The following is a 14,238-nucleotide window of genomic DNA, read 5'->3' as shown; positions in this document are numbered from 1 at the left end:
CGCCCCCATGCCCCGGCCGGCACCCGGGCAGCACCGGAGGGGAGGAAGACGATGGCGGAGACCTTCGCCGAGCTGGTCGCGGCCGAGGACGTCCTGCTCTTCGTCAACGCGGCCGTCACCGCGACGGGACAGCGCGAGTTCCGCTCCGGGCAGCGGGAACAGCGGCTGTCGCTCGGCTTTCTGCACGACTACGTACGGGTCAACTACCGCCCGGTCTACGCGGCGACGCTCGCCCTCGACATCAACGACCACAACGCCTGCCTGATCATCGAGCAGCTGCTGCGGACCGCGCGCGAGGCGACCCCCGGGGAGAAGCGGACGGAGGGCCGGCTGATCGCCGCCCGGCTGGCCTCGCTGCCGCCGCAGCGCGTCTACCGGCTGCTGCGCGCGCTCAGGACCGCCGGTGTCGGCAACCGCCGCACGCGCGCGATCGTGCGCGACTGGCTGGCGGCGCGGCCCGATCCGGCGTACGACGCGGTGAAGTACCGCGCCGGACTCAAGGACGCCGCGCGCCATTTCCATCTGCCGCTCGCCGCTCACCCACCTGCCGCTCCCCCACCCGCTTCTCCCACACCCGCCTCTCCCACACCCGCCTCTCCCCGCGACGGCGAGCTGGGGGACTTCCTCTTCGCGCCCGGCCGCCGCAAGCGGTACGCGCACCCGCTCCTCGACGCCCACCGCCGCGCCCACTTCGAGCAGGGCGCGCTGTACGAGCTGCCGTTCACCGCCGCCGAGGGGTTCGCGGCCCGGCACGGCATCGCCCGGGAGGTCTTCCTGGCCCGGATGGCACCCCGGATGACCCGCCTGGAGCGGCTCCGTACCCAGAACCGGACCCAGCCCCGGAACCAGAGCCGGGGCCGTACCGATCTGGCCGTCATGCCGCTCACCAGGCTCGCGCTGTACGTCCTGTCCCTGCCCCGGGCCGAACGCGCCGGCCGCCGCGCGGAGCTGACCGGCGCCCTGCGTGCGGCAGCCAGGCGCGCGGCCGGACCGTACGCCGGGACGTGGGGGCGGGTCGCCGCCGTACTGGACGACAGTTACTCCTCCTCGGGTTCGGGCGAGAAGCGCCGGCGTCCGCTCGCGACGGCCCTGGCCTGCGGTTATCTGCTGGAGGCGCTGGCCGCGCCGGGAGCGTACGCGCCGCACTGGACCTCCGGCGGGACGGATGCGCTGCTTGTCGCGCCGTACGGTCCGACCCCGCTCGGCGGCCGGATCCTCGACGCCCTGGAGGGCGCGCCGGAGCGGCTCGTCATCGTCTCCGACGGCTGGGACAACGCCCCGCCGGGGCTGGCGGGTGAGGTGCTGCGGGTGTGGCGCACCCGGCTCGACCGGGAGCACCGGACGGCCGTCACGCATCTGAACCCTGTATACGACGCGGACGCGTTCGATGTGCGCCGGCTCACTCCTGGCGTGCCGACCGCGGGGATACGGGACGCCGAGGATCTGCCGGCCCTGGTGGAGATCGCGCGCTTCGCGGAGGGGCGTTCCGACCCGGCCGAGCTGCGGGCGTATCTGGACGGCCGCGTGCGGCGGTTCCTGGCGGAGGCGGAAACGGAAGCGGAAGCGGCTGAGGAGGTACGGCGATGCCCCGGCTCGATCTCGACGGGCTGACCGCCCGTCCCGCGCAGGTCTGGGGCGGCATCCGGCTCGTACCGCTGGTGCGGGACGAGCCGATGGCGGGCCTGCGGCTGCGCCGGGAGGTCTACGGCGGTGCGGGCGAGGTCCTGGTGGATCCGGGGACGCGTTACGTGTCGTACATACCGCACGGGTTCGTCGCCGACTGGTCCGGCGAAGGACCGGAGGACGGCGGGCAGGGCGGCGGGCAGGGCGCCGCGTACGGCACCCAGCTCGGCACCGGCCGGCCCGAGACCGTACGCGTGCACCGCCATCACCGGATGGTGAAGCGCCTGCCCAAAGGGGCAGGGAACTCAGGCGGAGGCGGCCCCGTCACGCGCGCCCGCTTCCTGCCGCTCCACCTCGCCCTGGAGGGCTATCTCGCGCTGCACTTCGGCGGTCCGTCCATCGCCTGGGACGAATGGTCCCGGCAGGCGGTACGGCACGGGCTCTCGCCGCGCGCCGAGGACGCGTATCTCGGGCTCACCGTCCGGGGGCTCGGCGACGCGCTGCGCGTCTTCGAGATCCATCCCGGGCAGTGCGGTGTGCTGATCCACACGGCGGACGCGCTCGCCGCCGCCTTCGTGGTGCCGCACCCCGACGACTACCGTGCGCTGCACCCGAGTCTGCTCCAGGACCTGTTCGGGGAGCTGGTGCATCAGTACGCGTTCTACGGCGGCCGGGTGCCGGAGTTCGAGGCCCGGATCCGCGACGGACGGCACCTGGAGACGCTCGCCGATCTGCGGGCGGCGGCGCGGGCGCAGGAGCGGGCGTGGGCGGACACGTACACGCCGCTGCTGGCCCGGGAGCTGCTCTCCGCCTCGTACTCCTTCGAGCGGGTCTACCGGATGGGGGACTTCACGCTGCGGCGCTTCCTGCCGTCGTTCCACCGCGGTGACGCCGCCGGGCGGTACGGGCGGCGCGAGGCGGAGCAGCACATCGGGGAGGTGATCAGTGACCACAAGGGACGTACCGCGTATCTCAAGACGTTCCGGCTCTCCGACGGGCAGATCAGGCGGGGCCATCTGCTGTCCCGGCTGGCCGCGCACGACTGGCACCTGGACCGGACGGCGGAGGCCCTGGGCACCGGGCGCGAGGAGCTGGTGCGGCGGATCCACGCGGCGGGCTTCGGGGCGCTGCTTCGGGACGCCGCTGAAGGGGCGCGTTCCGCGCGAACCGCACACACCGCCGCGAAACAAATGAAACCCGAGTAACACGTGGTTCACGGAGGGGCAACGGCAGGGAAATCACATATTGCGAGGCTATGGGCCAAACCTGCTGCACCCGCAAAGGATGAGGCCCCGTGACGTTCAAGGCTGAGTACATCTGGATCGACGGAACCGAGCCGACCGCGAAGCTGCGCTCGAAGACGAAGATCCTCAGTGACGGCGCCGAGCTGCCCATCTGGGGCTTCGACGGGTCGAGCACGAACCAGGCCGAGGGCCACGCCTCCGACCGCGTGCTGAAGCCGGTCTTCTCCTGTCCGGACCCGATCCGCGGCGGGGACGACGTCCTCGTCCTGTGCGAGGTCCTGAACATCGACATGACGCCGCACGAGTCCAACACGCGGGCCGCGCTGACCGAGGTCGCGGAGAAGTTCGCTGGCCAGGAGCCGATCTTCGGCATCGAGCAGGAGTACACCTTCTTCAAGGGCGCGCGCCCGCTCGGCTTCCCCGAGGGCGGTTTCCCGGCGGCGCAGGGCGGCTACTACTGCGGCGTCGGCTCGGACGAGATCTTCGGCCGGGCGATCGTCGAGGCGCACCTCGACAACTGCCTCAAGGCGGGGCTCGGCATCTCCGGGATCAACGCCGAGGTCATGCCGGGGCAGTGGGAGTTCCAGGTCGGCCCGCTGGCGCCGCTGGTGGTCGCGGACCAGCTGTGGATCGCCCGCTGGCTGCTGTACCGCACCGCCGAGGACTTCGACGTCTCCGCGACGCTCGACCCGAAGCCGGTGAAGGGCGACTGGAACGGCGCCGGCGCGCACACGAACTTCTCGACGAAGGCGATGCGCGAGGGGTACGAGGCGATCATCACCGCGTGCGAGTCGCTGGGCGAGGGCTCCAAGCCGCTCGACCACGTCAAGCACTACGGCGCGGGCATCGACGACCGGCTGACCGGGCTGCACGAGACGGCCCCGTGGAACGAGTACAGCTACGGCGTCTCGAACCGCGGCGCGTCCGTCCGTATCCCGTGGCAGGTCGAGCAGGACGGCAAGGGGTACATCGAGGACCGCCGTCCGAACGCCAACGTCGACCCGTACCTGGTCACGCGGCTGATCGTGGACACCTGCTGCACGGCGCTGGAGAAGGCCGGCCAGATCTGACGGCCGTCTGACGGCCGATGGCACGATGATCCGGTCCGCGGCTCCGCGCCGCACCGGCTCCTTCGGGGGGCGACCGCCCGCACGGCGGTCGCCCCCCGCTGCCGTGCGACGCCGGTGCGTGTTCGTATCGACAGGTGAAAGGGGCGTGCTGCGGGACGGCGATGTCTGCTTCAATGGACTCATGGCCAGCTTCCAGCACACCGTGACAGGTCGTCGCACCGACCTGGAGCCGTTCTGGCCGTCCCGGCAGCATCACGACTTCGACCGGGTGTGTTGCCGCGCGAGGAACGCGTCGGCCCTCTAAAGCCATTCTCTGGCCTTCGGCCGCCGCGCAGACGTACGTCTCTCCGTCCGTCCTCCTGTCGTTCCGGCGACTCCTTCGCGCGAAAGAGCTGACCCCTCATGGCGAACTCCCTTTCCTTCTCGGCCGTTCCCGCCACCGCACCCACCACGCCCTCCGCGCCCACCGGCCGGGGCCGGCTGCGGGCCGTGGACCGCGACGAGACCGCGCCGCCCGTACCCGCCTCCGTACCGGCCCATGTCGTGGACTTCCTGCCGCCGGGCGCGACCTGGCTGCCGGCGCCGCAGCACACCCTGCCCTCCCTGCCGGGGCAGCCGCCGATGATCGGCTACCTGGTGCTCGTACCGGCGGACCAGCACACCGCCGCGCCGGCCGCCGCGGTTTCGCACACCACCGGGCGTACGGAGCCGGGCGGCGGGTCCGTACGGGTCGACAGCGTCCAGCGGACCGCCGCCGTGGACGGCGAGCAACTGGATCTCACATACCTCGAATTCGAGCTGCTGGCCCATCTGGTGGCGCATCCGAACCGGGTGCACACGCGCGACCAGCTGGTGACGACGGTCTGGGGCTACGGGCATGTGGGCGACGGCAGGACCGTCGATGTCCATGTGGCGCGGCTGCGGCGCAAGTTGGGCGCGGCGCACCGGCACACCATCCAGACCGTGCGGCGGGTGGGGTACAAGTACACGCCCTGAGGCAGCGGTTGTGGGCGGACGTTACGGGTGGAGCCCCGCAGGCCGGACATCTCCGGCCTGCGGGGCTCCGTCGTTGACGCGGGCCGGCGCTGTTACGCGTCCGCCGCCGCCTCGGGGGCGTCCTTCCTGGTCCGGGCGACCAGTCCGAGCACCGCGTCCAGGGCGAGGAACACCAGCAGGCTGATCCCGAGCAGCGGTACGAACCAGCCGACCAGCGCGGTCACCGCGGCGAGCGGCAGCAGCCAGGTCAGCGGGACCTTCCGCCAGGTGCCGCGCGGGATGGGCCGGCCGGCGCTCAGCTTCCGTTCCTTGGTGGGGCGGCGCTGCCACCACATGCGGTAGCCCAGGACGATGAGCAGGATCAGGGAGAGCGCGAGGGCCACGAGCACCAGCTGGTTGAAGATCCCGAGGAAGAGCCCCATGTGGGCGTCGATGCCGATCCGGGTGAGCTGGGCGAGCACGGGGTAGTCGGCGAAGCGCAGCTCGTCGATGATCATGCCGTTGGCGGGGTCGACGGCGACGGAGTCGAGCCGTACGGGGAACTGCTTGTCGGTCTGCGCGATGACATAGCCGGTGCCCTCGGTCGGGAGGGTCACCGCGATCGGGCCGTCGAGGCCGGCCTGCCGGGCGGCGACCACGGCCAGATCGATCCCCACGTCCTTGCCGTGGTCCATGCCCTCCATGCCGGGCGTGTCCGCCGTGGAGCCGTGGTCGGCGTGGCCGCCGCCGTCCGAGGAGCCGGCGGCGCCCTTGAGGGTCGCGGAGACGGCCGGGGTGGCGCTGCCCAGCTGGTCCTTGATGGCGTTGATGTTCTCGCCCGCGTACGTCGACCAGGTCAGGCCGGTGGCGGAGAGCAGAACGAGCCCGGTCACCGCCCACAGCCCGACCGAGCCGTGCAGGGACAGCGTCCTGCGCCGGCCCGTGGCGCCGCGCTCGGGCACGAGCAGCGCGCGTTTCGAGGCCCGTCGGCGGCCGGTCCAGAGCAGCAGGCCGCCGAGGGCGACCACCCAGAGCCAGCTGGCGGCGAGTTCGCTGTAGAGGCGGCCGGACTCGCCGAGGAGGAGATTCTGGTGCAGATGGGAGATCCAGGTGCGCAGCGGGAGGGATCCTGAGCTCCCGTAGCTGTCCAGCTCGCCCCGGACCTTCGCGGTGTACGGATCGACGAAGACGGCGAGGGAGGTGTACGGCGCGTCATTGGCCCCGGCCATCAGGACCCGGGTGGTGGCGCCCTCCTCCGACGGGAGGCGTATGCCGGTGATCGTGCGCTCGGGGTGCGCGGCGCGGGCGGCGGCGAGCTGGTCGGAGAGCGGCTGGACGCGGTCGCCGACCGGGGCCCGCAGCTCGTGGCGGTAGATGACCTTCTCCCCCTGGATGGAGAGGGCGTAGAGAAGGCCGCTGGTGGCGGCGATCAGCAGCAGCGGGGCGATCAGCAGGCCCGCGTAGAAGTGGAGCCGCAGGACGAGGGGGCGCAGCGCGCTCCATCCGGACGGCGCGGATCCGGATGCGGATGCGGATGCCGCGGAAGGGGTGTCGGAGGAAGGGGTGTCGGTCCCCTGTACGGGGTCGTCAATGGCCATGACTGTCCTAGGAGTTGGCGTCGGCACGAGGGAAGGAGCCCCGGCCGTCGGCCAACGTCAGACAGTGCTGAGGGCGGCGGCTCCCGGGGCTGTGGCGCGGGGGGTACGGCCGACGGGCGGGCCGCGCCGCGACAGGGCGTGCGCGAGGACGGCCCCGCGCAGCCGGTGCGCCGCCGGGGCGCCGGGGCCGGGCCTCGGCGGCCTGGGCACGGCGGACGGCCTGGCTGCGGCGAGGAGGAGCCGGAGCGGGGCGAAGGCCAGCGCGCAGGCGGCGCGCCCGAGCCGGAGCAGCGCGGCCTCGCCACGGGCCAGCCAGAGGGCGCAGACGGCGGCGGCGAGGACGTGGGCGGCGAGCATCCCGGCGGAGGCGCCGAGGAGGCCGTCGGCGACGGCCACCGCCCCGGGGGCGGCGTCGACGGCGGTACCGGACCCGGTGTCGGTGCCGGTACCGGTGCTCATGTCCATGCCGGTGTGCGCGACCGTCGACACGGACGCGGAGAGCCCGTACGGCAGCGCCCCGGCGAAGATCAGGTGCAGCAGCGCCTGGACGGTGAGCAGCCCGGCGCCGATCGCCCCTGCGCCCCGGTGGCGCCCGGCCGCGAGCCACGCCACCGCGCCGGTGACGGCGAACGCGGTCCACAGCGCGCCGGGCGCCATCGCGTGCGCGGACGCGCCGGACGCGCCCGGCGGCCCCGTAGGTCCGGACGCGAGCGCGTGCCCGACCGCCGCGAGCGTCACGCAGACCGCCGCGAAGACGGCGGCGCGCAGGGCGCGTATCGGTGACCGGGCGTCTGTCATGGTCCGCACATGCTCCCATCCCCGGGTGGTGCCCGGGCACTCCCCGGACGCCGGAATGTACGGACGGCCCCGGCCGCGTGCTCACCGGACGCCGCTCCGCCCGTACGCGTCAACTCCCTTACGGCGTAACCGAGACCGCACGCGGCACCCCGGCCCCTCCGGTCCGGACCTCTTGGGCGCATTGACGGCATACGCCCGGTTTGTTAATGGAGATTTCTATGAATTCCCGGAGCCGCTGAACACCTCGTGTAGGAAGCCCGTATGGAACGGAGCGCTTCGCTTCTCCCCCTGCCGCGATTTTCCTGTAACCGGCAACGAAGCTTGAGGAGTTAGTTCCATGGCACGTACATCGAGAAAACGCTCCACAACGGCAAACCGGGCGATCGCCGCCGGGGCTGCCTTGCTCCTTGGCGGGGGCGGGCTGGTAGCGGCCAATGTCTACGCGTCTGCGGGGGAGAACAAATCTTCCGCGCAGAGCCAGAACGCCGCGCAGTCGTGGTCGACCATCAGTTGCCCGGACATCGCCACGCAGAGCCAGCTGGCGAACGTACCGGAGGCTGCCCGGCCGGAGGTGGACCGCAACCTCGCACTGCTGGACACACAGATCACCGAGGCGTACAAGCGGTTCGCCGACGAGAAGGCGCAGATCGCCCGCGATCCCGGATTCGCGCAGAGCGCCATCCTGGGCCCGCTGCAGTCCAAGCGTTTCGCCACCATCGACCGGATCGCCATCGCGGTCGGCCGGGTCGCCCAGAAGCCGACGGGCCTGGACGCGCTGTCCGCCTGCACGCTTCAGGCCGACAACACCCCGAAGGCGGGGAACGGCAACAACGGCGGTAACAACGGCGGCAACGGCAACAACGGCGGCGGCAACAACGGCGGCCAGAACAACGGCGGCAACAACAACGGCGGCAACGGTGGCAACACCGGCGGCGGCGACAACGCCGGTGGCAACACCGGCGGCGACCAGGGCCAGAACGGCGGTCAGGGTGACGGTGCGAACCAGGGTCAGGATGGCGGCCAGGATGGCGGTCAGGGCGGCGGCCAGGGCGGTAACGGCCCCGAAGCCTCCGACTTCGCCGACATCAAGAGCATCCAGCCCAACGTCAAGAACGTCCGTACCGGCCGGGGCGGTTCGAAGGGCACCTTCAGCAGCGACTGCGGTGTCAACGCGAACGGGATTTTCAACTCGGACAATGTGATCGTGGCGCCCGGTGTGAGCAACGGCGCGCACCACTTCCACGACTACATCGGTAACCAGAACAACGACGCGTTCGCGACCGACGAGACCCTCGCCAACGGCCAGACCTCCTGCAAGAACCAGGGCGACAAGTCCTCGTACTTCTGGCCGGTCATCCGCCTCCAGAACGGTGAGAACGAGGTCGACGCCAACAAGGACGGCGGCGGTCTCGAAGGCAACGTCGGCAAGATCCAGCGCCCGACGCAGGTGACGAACGTGTTCGTCGGCAACCCGAAGTCCAAGGTTGTCGCCATGCCGAAGTTGCTGCGCATCATCACCGGTGACGCCAAGGCGTTCGTCAACGGCAACGCCAACGCCAACGCGTCGTGGAGCTGCACCGGGTTCGAGAACCGCCAGCTGAAGGACAAGTACCCGATCTGCCCGCAGGGCAGCCAGGTCGTCCGTACGTTCAAGTTCCAGAGCTGCTGGGACGGTCAGAACATCGACAGCGCCAACCACCGTACGCACGTCGCGTTCGCCGGCGCCAACGGCCAGTGCCAGAACGGCTTCCAGGCCATCCCGCAGCTCGTGCAGCGCATCGTCTACAGCGTGCCCCCGGGCCCGGGCTTCGCGGTGGACTCCTTCCCGGAGCAGCTGCACAAGCCGGTCACCGACCACGGTGACTTCATCAACGTCTTCGACGAGAACCTCATGAACACGCTCGTGAGCTGCATCAACGAAGGCCGTAAGTGCAAGTGACGCACCCGTGACGCCGGCCGGCCGACGCGTAGTCGGCCGGTACCGGCGGCGGTGAGGGAGTGGGCCGGGTCCCGATCGGACGGATTCCGACCGGCCGGGACCCGGCCCACTCCCCCTCCTTCTCCCCCCACACCCCCCGCGCCCCCCACATTCGCGCTGCGCGGTCAGCTCATGTGACCCGAATGCTCCTCGTCCCCCCCACTGTCGCCACTCTCACCCGAGTGGTGCGACGAGCCGCTCTCCACGGTCCCGCCGAGCCGGCCGCGCAGTGCTTCTATGACCTTCTCCTCACCGACGGCGACCCACTTCCGTCCGACGAGGTAGGAACCGCCGTAGTCCTTCGCCTCGTTGATCCACTCACGCAGACCGCGGTCGGTCGTGAAAGTGGCGAGCACCCATTTGCCGTCGTCCGTCGTGCAGTTGGCCTGCCTCAGCTCCGCCGCCTCGCTGCTTATGTGCGGCTTGCACTCCGCCTGCGCGGCAATCTTCTCCAGGCTCCCGGTCGCCTCCTTCGGCACCTCGGGAGCCTTCTCTTCGTTCGCGCCACAGCCCGCCGCGAGAAGCAGGGTCAGGGCCGCCAGTACCACCAGGGATCGTTCCTTACGCATACGCACCATCGTCCTCCCTCAATCCGCCTCCGCGCCCACGAACGGCGGGATATGTGAGAGACATGGGGCACGCGTGGCGCGGGCGACGCGAGTGAAGCGGGTGGCACACGCATCCGAGGGAACACCCGGTGGTGTTACGGCAGCAGCAGCCAGTCCGCGCCCAGCGCCGACACCAGGGTCAGCCCCAGCAGCCAGGTGCCCAGCCGGGTACGCCCGTGCCGGCTCAGCTCGATCACCACACCGCACATGATCATCGCGATCCCGTACACCCCGACCACGAGCACCGACGTGCGCTCCGCGAGCCGTACGACCAGCAGCGCGGCCAGCCCGGTGAGCAGCACCGACGCCACCGCCACGCCGAGCAGGCGCGCCTGACGGGGCGTCAGTCCGTCGTACGCGGGATCCGCCGGGTCCAGCGGATCCGCGGAGTCCGCCGGGTCCGCCGGGTCCGCCGCCGCGCCCACCGCCGGGTGCGACGGCCCCTCCGGCGCCGGGCCGTCGAGGTCCGGAGTCGGGGTGTCCACAGCCGTGTCCTGGTCAGATGTGCTCATGGAGGGCGAGCGTATCCGAGATCCTCCCTGCCCCGCCGGTTAGGCTGTTCGTATGACGACCGGGGTGCGCCGCAGGATGGGCGTCGAGGAGCGCAAGCAGCAGTTGATCGGGGTGGCACTCGAACTCTTCAGCCACCGCTCCCCCGACGATGTCTCCATCGACGAGATCGCCGCCGCGGCCGGTATCTCCCGCCCGCTCGTCTACCACTACTTCCCCGGCAAGCAGAGCCTGTACGAGGCGGCGCTGCGCCGGGCCGCCGACACACTGGCGGCGAGCTTCGTCGAACCGCGCGAAGGGCCCCTGGGTGCACGGCTGCTGCGGGTGACGGGGCGCTTCTTCGACTTCGTCAACGATCACGGCCCGGGGTTCAGCGCGCTGATGCGCGGCGGTCCCGCGGGCGGCTCCTCCATGGCCAACGCCATGATCGACGAGGTGCGGCAGGCCGCGTGCGTACAGATCCTGTCGCATCTCGACGTCGATCCCGCCGAGCCGCCCGCCCGGCTCCAGCTGGTCGTACGGTCCTGGGTGTCGCTGGCCGAGACGACGGCGCTGCTCTGGCTCGACGGGCGCCGGATCCCGCGGCGCGAGCTGGAGTTGCAGCTGGTGCACGACTTCGGCGCGCTGGCCGCGGTGAGCGCCGCGTACGACGCGGAGATGGCCGCGGTCCTGCTGCGCGGGGTCGCGGACGAGCCGGCCGACGGCGCTTTCGGTGATCTCCTCGGCCGGCTGTCCCTGCTGGGCGCGGGCCTGGCGGCCCCCGCCGGAGGCACGGCCGCGGATACGGTGACGGGCGTGCCCGGCCAGCGCGTTCAGGCGTAGCGGACCGAGACCTGGGTGAAGCCCAGGGAGTGCAGCAGCCCCTGGAGCATGGCGGTGGTGTTCTTCTCGGCGCGGACGGTGAGTTCGCTCTCCGCCGCCGCCTCGCCGATGTGCCGGGCGGCGAGCTGGTTCACGGCGCGTTCGTCGGCCGGGTTGTCGGAGAAGAGATCCCCGAGCCGGTCGATCAGTCCGCGCTGCTTGGATACGGCGTAGGAGCGGTCGGGGTCCATCGCCGGCTTGCCGAGCACCGCATGGGGCAGCCGGATCGTCGCGGTGGTGCGCTCGTCGTCGACCTGGACGCTCTTCTCCCCGATACCGCTGAAGTCGACGTACGAGGAGACCGTGCCGGCGCCCACGAAGAGGGTGCGGCTGCCCTTGATCGCGTCGGGCAGATACTTGGTGTCCTTCTCCAGGTCCACGACGACCTGGAAGTTGCCGGAGGCCGCTTCGTACCGGTCCAGGTCCTGGATCGACTGGAGCAGGGTCGGTCCGGTCCGGTCGTGGGTCTCCTCCCCGAACAGGTTGCCGAAGCCGGGCAGCAGGTCGAGCCGGCTGCCGAGGAACAGCAGCGCGGCCACGACGACGAGGGCCAGGGGAACCTTTCCCCACCAGGGCAGCCGCGCGAGTCGCTGCTCGCGCCGGCTCTCTTCCGGTTTCGCGTCGGTGGACGTCATACCCACCTGATGTCCCGCCCGGCCCGGTTCACACGGTCACAAGGTAAGAGTTTCGTCTCAACTTCCTTGATCCACATGGCGTTTGGGCCAGGCGCCGACGTCAGAACCGCAGGTCGAGGACCCGGATCACGGCTCCGGATCACGGCTCCGGATCACGGCTCGGGGAAGTGCCCCTGGAGCGCGCGGGCCAGGCCGCTCTCCCCGTCGTCCACCAGCCCCCGGTGGAAGGCGTCCTCGTACGCCGGGTTCCCCGCCGCCGCGCGGGCCTGGCGTTCGCACTCGGCGCGTACGTCGGCCAGTTCGGGGGTGCCGCGCTGGGGGTGGCCGACCATGCGCCAGAACGCCTGGCCCGTACCGTACGCGTACGCGGCCCGTTCGCCGTCGCCCTGCGCGGCGACGGCGGCGGCCAGCAGGTCGAGGCCGAGCGCGATCCCGAAGCTGTCGCCCAGCTCCTCCTTGCCGCTGACCATCGAGCGGGCGTGGGCCTCGGCCTCGTACGGCCTGCCCTGGAACAGATGCACCAGCGCGAGCTGGTAGTCGGCGTAGGCGCGGGTCCAGCACTCGCCGCGCTCCAGGCAGACGCGGCGCAGCTCGGTGGCCTCCGCGCTGGACTCGTCGAGCCGGCCGAGGGCGGTGAGCGCGAAGATCCGCACCAGCCGGCAGCGCAGCTGGGACGGGGAGTCGAAGGGGTCGGCGGGCCGCTCGCGCAGGGCGCGGTCGGAGACGGTGAAAGCGGCCTGGGCTCGGCCCATCATGAGACAGGTGATGCTGAGGAGGTACGCGGCGGAGAGCATCGACTCCGGGTCCTGGTCGCGCCAGGCCGCCTTGGTGCACCGCTCGCCGAGCCGGTGGGCGCCCTGGTGGTCGCCCTGGAGCATGACGGTGATGCCGAGCGCCCAGAGCGCGCGGGTGCGGTGCGGTCCGCGGGTGCGGGCGCCGTCGAGGGCGCGCTCCAGATAGATCCGGGCCTCGTGGAGGTGGCCGCAGCAGCTCCAGTAGAAGGCGACGCGGCCGGCCATCTCGACGGCGGCCTCGGGGTCGGCGTCGAGGAGGTGGTTGAGCGCGGCGCAGAGATCGGCGTGGCTCGCGGTGATCCTGGTGTACCAGGCGACCTGCTCGGGTCCGATCCAGCCCGCGTGGGCGCGGCGGGCGAGACCGGCGAAGTGGGCGGCGTGCCGGTCGGCCAGGAGCTTCTCCTCGCCGAGTTCGGCCAGCCACATCGCGCCGTACTCGCGGATGGTGTCGAGCATCCGGAACCGGCCGTCCTCCCTGCTCAGTACGGACTGGGCGACGAGCCCCGCCAGCGCCCGGTCGACGGCGCCGGCGGTGAGCGGGCCGCCGGCGCAGACCGCCGCCGCGTCCGCCGCGCCGATGGCGCCGCGGAAGACGGAGAGCCGGGCCCACAGCAGGCGTTCCAGGGGCGCGCACAGCTCGTGGCTCCAGCCGATGGCGGTGCGCAGGGCGCGGTGGCGCTGCGGCCAGCCGGTGTGGTGGACGAGCGTGTCGAGCCGGGAGCGGAGCCGGGAGGTCAGTACGTCGGCCATGTGCTCCACGGAGGCGTGGGCGTTGGCGTTGTCGAGCTGGGCGCAGGCGAGTTCGACGGCGAGCGGGACGCCTTCGAGCCGGTGGCAGATCTGGACGGCCGCGGCGGCGGCACCCGGGTCGTCGAGCGAGAGCCGGGGGGCGGAGGCGGCGGCGCGATCGCGGAAGAGCTGGAGGACCTCGTCGTCCTCCTCCAGCGGCAACGGCGGTACGTCGAGCCGGTGTTCGCCCCGGCCGTCGAGGGGCTGCCGGCTGGTGGTGAGGACGGTGAGGCCGGGCGCGGCGGTGAGCAGCTCTCCGACGAGGTGCCGGCAGGCGGGGGCCACGCGTTCGCACGAGTCGAGGACGAGCAGCACGCGCCGGTCGGCGAGCCATTCGCAGAGCGCCTCGACGGGGGTGCGCAGGGAGTGGTCCCAGAGGCCGACGGCGTCCGAGACGGTGCTGAGCAGGGTGCGCTCGTCGTAGAGCGGCGAGAGGTCGGCCCACCAGACCCCGTCGGGGTAGCGCGCGCCGCGCCGCGCGGCCTCCGCGGCCCGCAGCGCGAGCCTGGTCTTGCCCACGCCGCCGCTCCCGGTCAGTGTGATCAGCCGGTGTTCTTCGAGTGCGCGCGCCAGCAGGACCAGCTCGGTCCCGCGCCCCACGAAGCTTGTCTTTTCCTCGGGAATGTTCCCCACCACGGAGACAGTCTGGACCCGTTTCGCGCCATGACCGACACCCCTGTCGGTGTGCGGTCAAAAACGACCGAGAGTCACTCCCCCTCGCTCAATTAGGCCCGAAAATCAGTCAGAAGGGCCGC

General features: G+C 71.7%; 12 protein-coding genes. 6 read left to right on the top strand and 6 right to left on the bottom strand.

Features of this window, described 5'->3' with window-relative positions; genetic code table 11:
* The first annotated feature begins 51 nt into the window (after window positions 1–51).
* The 4 genes from AB0389_RS33345 (at window position 52) to AB0389_RS33330 (ending at window position 4,933) form a co-directional block, all read left to right on the top strand.
* A complete protein-coding gene (locus AB0389_RS33345; RefSeq protein WP_366399290.1) occupies window positions 52–1,611 on the top strand; it encodes a hypothetical protein in 1,560 nt (519 codons plus the stop codon).
* Window positions 1,584–2,828: a hypothetical protein gene (locus AB0389_RS33340; protein WP_366399289.1), complete on the top strand. Its 1,245-nt coding sequence runs from the start codon at window positions 1,584–1,586 to the stop codon at window positions 2,826–2,828. The genes AB0389_RS33345 and AB0389_RS33340 overlap by 28 nt, the downstream gene beginning before the upstream one ends.
* 89 nt (window positions 2,829–2,917) lie before the next feature.
* Window positions 2,918–3,937 (top strand): glutamine synthetase, encoded by a 1,020-nt coding sequence (gene glnII, locus AB0389_RS33335; protein WP_366399288.1) that lies wholly within the window; start codon window positions 2,918–2,920, stop codon window positions 3,935–3,937.
* 402 nt (window positions 3,938–4,339) lie between these two features.
* On the top strand, window positions 4,340–4,933 hold the full coding sequence (locus AB0389_RS33330) for a winged helix-turn-helix domain-containing protein (RefSeq protein ID WP_366399287.1): 594 nt from the start codon (window positions 4,340–4,342) through the stop codon (window positions 4,931–4,933).
* Window positions 4,934–5,025: 92 nt separating this feature from the next.
* Here AB0389_RS33330 and AB0389_RS33325 read toward each other — a convergent pair whose 3' ends face one another.
* Complete coding sequence (locus tag AB0389_RS33325; protein WP_366399286.1) at window positions 5,026–6,510, bottom strand: PepSY domain-containing protein; 1,485 nt, start codon at window positions 6,508–6,510, stop codon at window positions 5,026–5,028.
* 57 nt (window positions 6,511–6,567) lie between these two features.
* Complete coding sequence (locus AB0389_RS33320) at window positions 6,568–7,308, bottom strand: hypothetical protein (protein WP_366399285.1); 741 nt, start codon at window positions 7,306–7,308, stop codon at window positions 6,568–6,570.
* A 337-nt stretch (window positions 7,309–7,645) separates the two neighbouring features.
* On the opposite strand from AB0389_RS33320, the gene AB0389_RS33315 reads away from it, so the two are divergent.
* Window positions 7,646–9,247, top strand: a complete 1,602-nt coding sequence (locus tag AB0389_RS33315; protein WP_366399284.1) for a DUF1996 domain-containing protein — start codon at window positions 7,646–7,648, stop codon at window positions 9,245–9,247.
* Window positions 9,248–9,411: 164 nt separating this feature from the next.
* On the opposite strand, the gene AB0389_RS33310 is transcribed toward AB0389_RS33315, so the two are convergent.
* Window positions 9,412–9,855, bottom strand: coding sequence for a hypothetical protein (locus tag AB0389_RS33310; RefSeq protein WP_366399283.1), 444 nt, complete (start codon window positions 9,853–9,855; stop codon window positions 9,412–9,414).
* A 134-nt stretch (window positions 9,856–9,989) separates the two neighbouring features.
* Window positions 9,990–10,406, bottom strand: a complete 417-nt coding sequence (locus AB0389_RS33305) for a hypothetical protein (protein ID WP_366399282.1) — start codon at window positions 10,404–10,406, stop codon at window positions 9,990–9,992.
* A 52-nt stretch (window positions 10,407–10,458) separates the two neighbouring features.
* Between AB0389_RS33305 and AB0389_RS33300 the strand changes: the two genes are divergently transcribed.
* Window positions 10,459–11,226 carry a TetR/AcrR family transcriptional regulator gene (locus AB0389_RS33300; protein ID WP_366399281.1) on the top strand — a complete coding sequence of 256 codons (768 nt, stop codon included), beginning with the start codon at window positions 10,459–10,461 and terminating at the stop codon, window positions 11,224–11,226.
* Here AB0389_RS33300 and AB0389_RS33295 read toward each other — a convergent pair.
* Complete coding sequence (locus tag AB0389_RS33295; protein ID WP_366399280.1) at window positions 11,217–11,900, bottom strand: DUF4230 domain-containing protein; 684 nt, start codon at window positions 11,898–11,900, stop codon at window positions 11,217–11,219. The two genes, AB0389_RS33300 and AB0389_RS33295, sit on opposite strands and share 10 nt — an antisense overlap.
* A 152-nt stretch (window positions 11,901–12,052) precedes the next feature.
* Entirely contained in the window at window positions 12,053–14,116 is a 2,064-nt protein-coding gene (locus tag AB0389_RS33290) for an NB-ARC domain-containing protein (protein WP_366399307.1), read from the bottom strand.
* Window positions 14,117–14,238 lie beyond the last annotated feature (122 nt).

This window comes from Streptomyces sp. NPDC093109 (assembly GCF_040701725.1).
Lineage (GTDB): Bacteria > Actinomycetota > Actinomycetes > Streptomycetales > Streptomycetaceae > Streptomyces.
Note: the sequence above shows the minus strand (reverse complement) of the source record. Positions and strands in the feature narration are given on the sequence as shown.

Coding starts and splice junctions, on each gene's coding strand:
- AB0389_RS33325 (WP_366399286.1), bottom strand. CDS start 6,510: ATGGCCATTGACGACCCCGTACAGGGGACCGACACCCCTTCCTCCGAC.
- AB0389_RS33300 (WP_366399281.1), top strand. CDS start 10,459: ATGACGACCGGGGTGCGCCGCAGGATGGGCGTCGAGGAGCGCAAGCAG.
- AB0389_RS33330 (WP_366399287.1), top strand. CDS start 4,340: ATGGCGAACTCCCTTTCCTTCTCGGCCGTTCCCGCCACCGCACCCACC.
- AB0389_RS33305 (WP_366399282.1), bottom strand. CDS start 10,406: ATGAGCACATCTGACCAGGACACGGCTGTGGACACCCCGACTCCGGAC.
- AB0389_RS33340 (WP_366399289.1), top strand. CDS start 1,584: ATGCCCCGGCTCGATCTCGACGGGCTGACCGCCCGTCCCGCGCAGGTC.
- AB0389_RS33320 (WP_366399285.1), bottom strand. CDS start 7,308: ATGACAGACGCCCGGTCACCGATACGCGCCCTGCGCGCCGCCGTCTTC.
- AB0389_RS33310 (WP_366399283.1), bottom strand. CDS start 9,855: ATGCGTAAGGAACGATCCCTGGTGGTACTGGCGGCCCTGACCCTGCTT.
- AB0389_RS33315 (WP_366399284.1), top strand. CDS start 7,646: ATGGCACGTACATCGAGAAAACGCTCCACAACGGCAAACCGGGCGATC.
- AB0389_RS33295 (WP_366399280.1), bottom strand. CDS start 11,900: ATGACGTCCACCGACGCGAAACCGGAAGAGAGCCGGCGCGAGCAGCGA.
- AB0389_RS33345 (WP_366399290.1), top strand. CDS start 52: ATGGCGGAGACCTTCGCCGAGCTGGTCGCGGCCGAGGACGTCCTGCTC.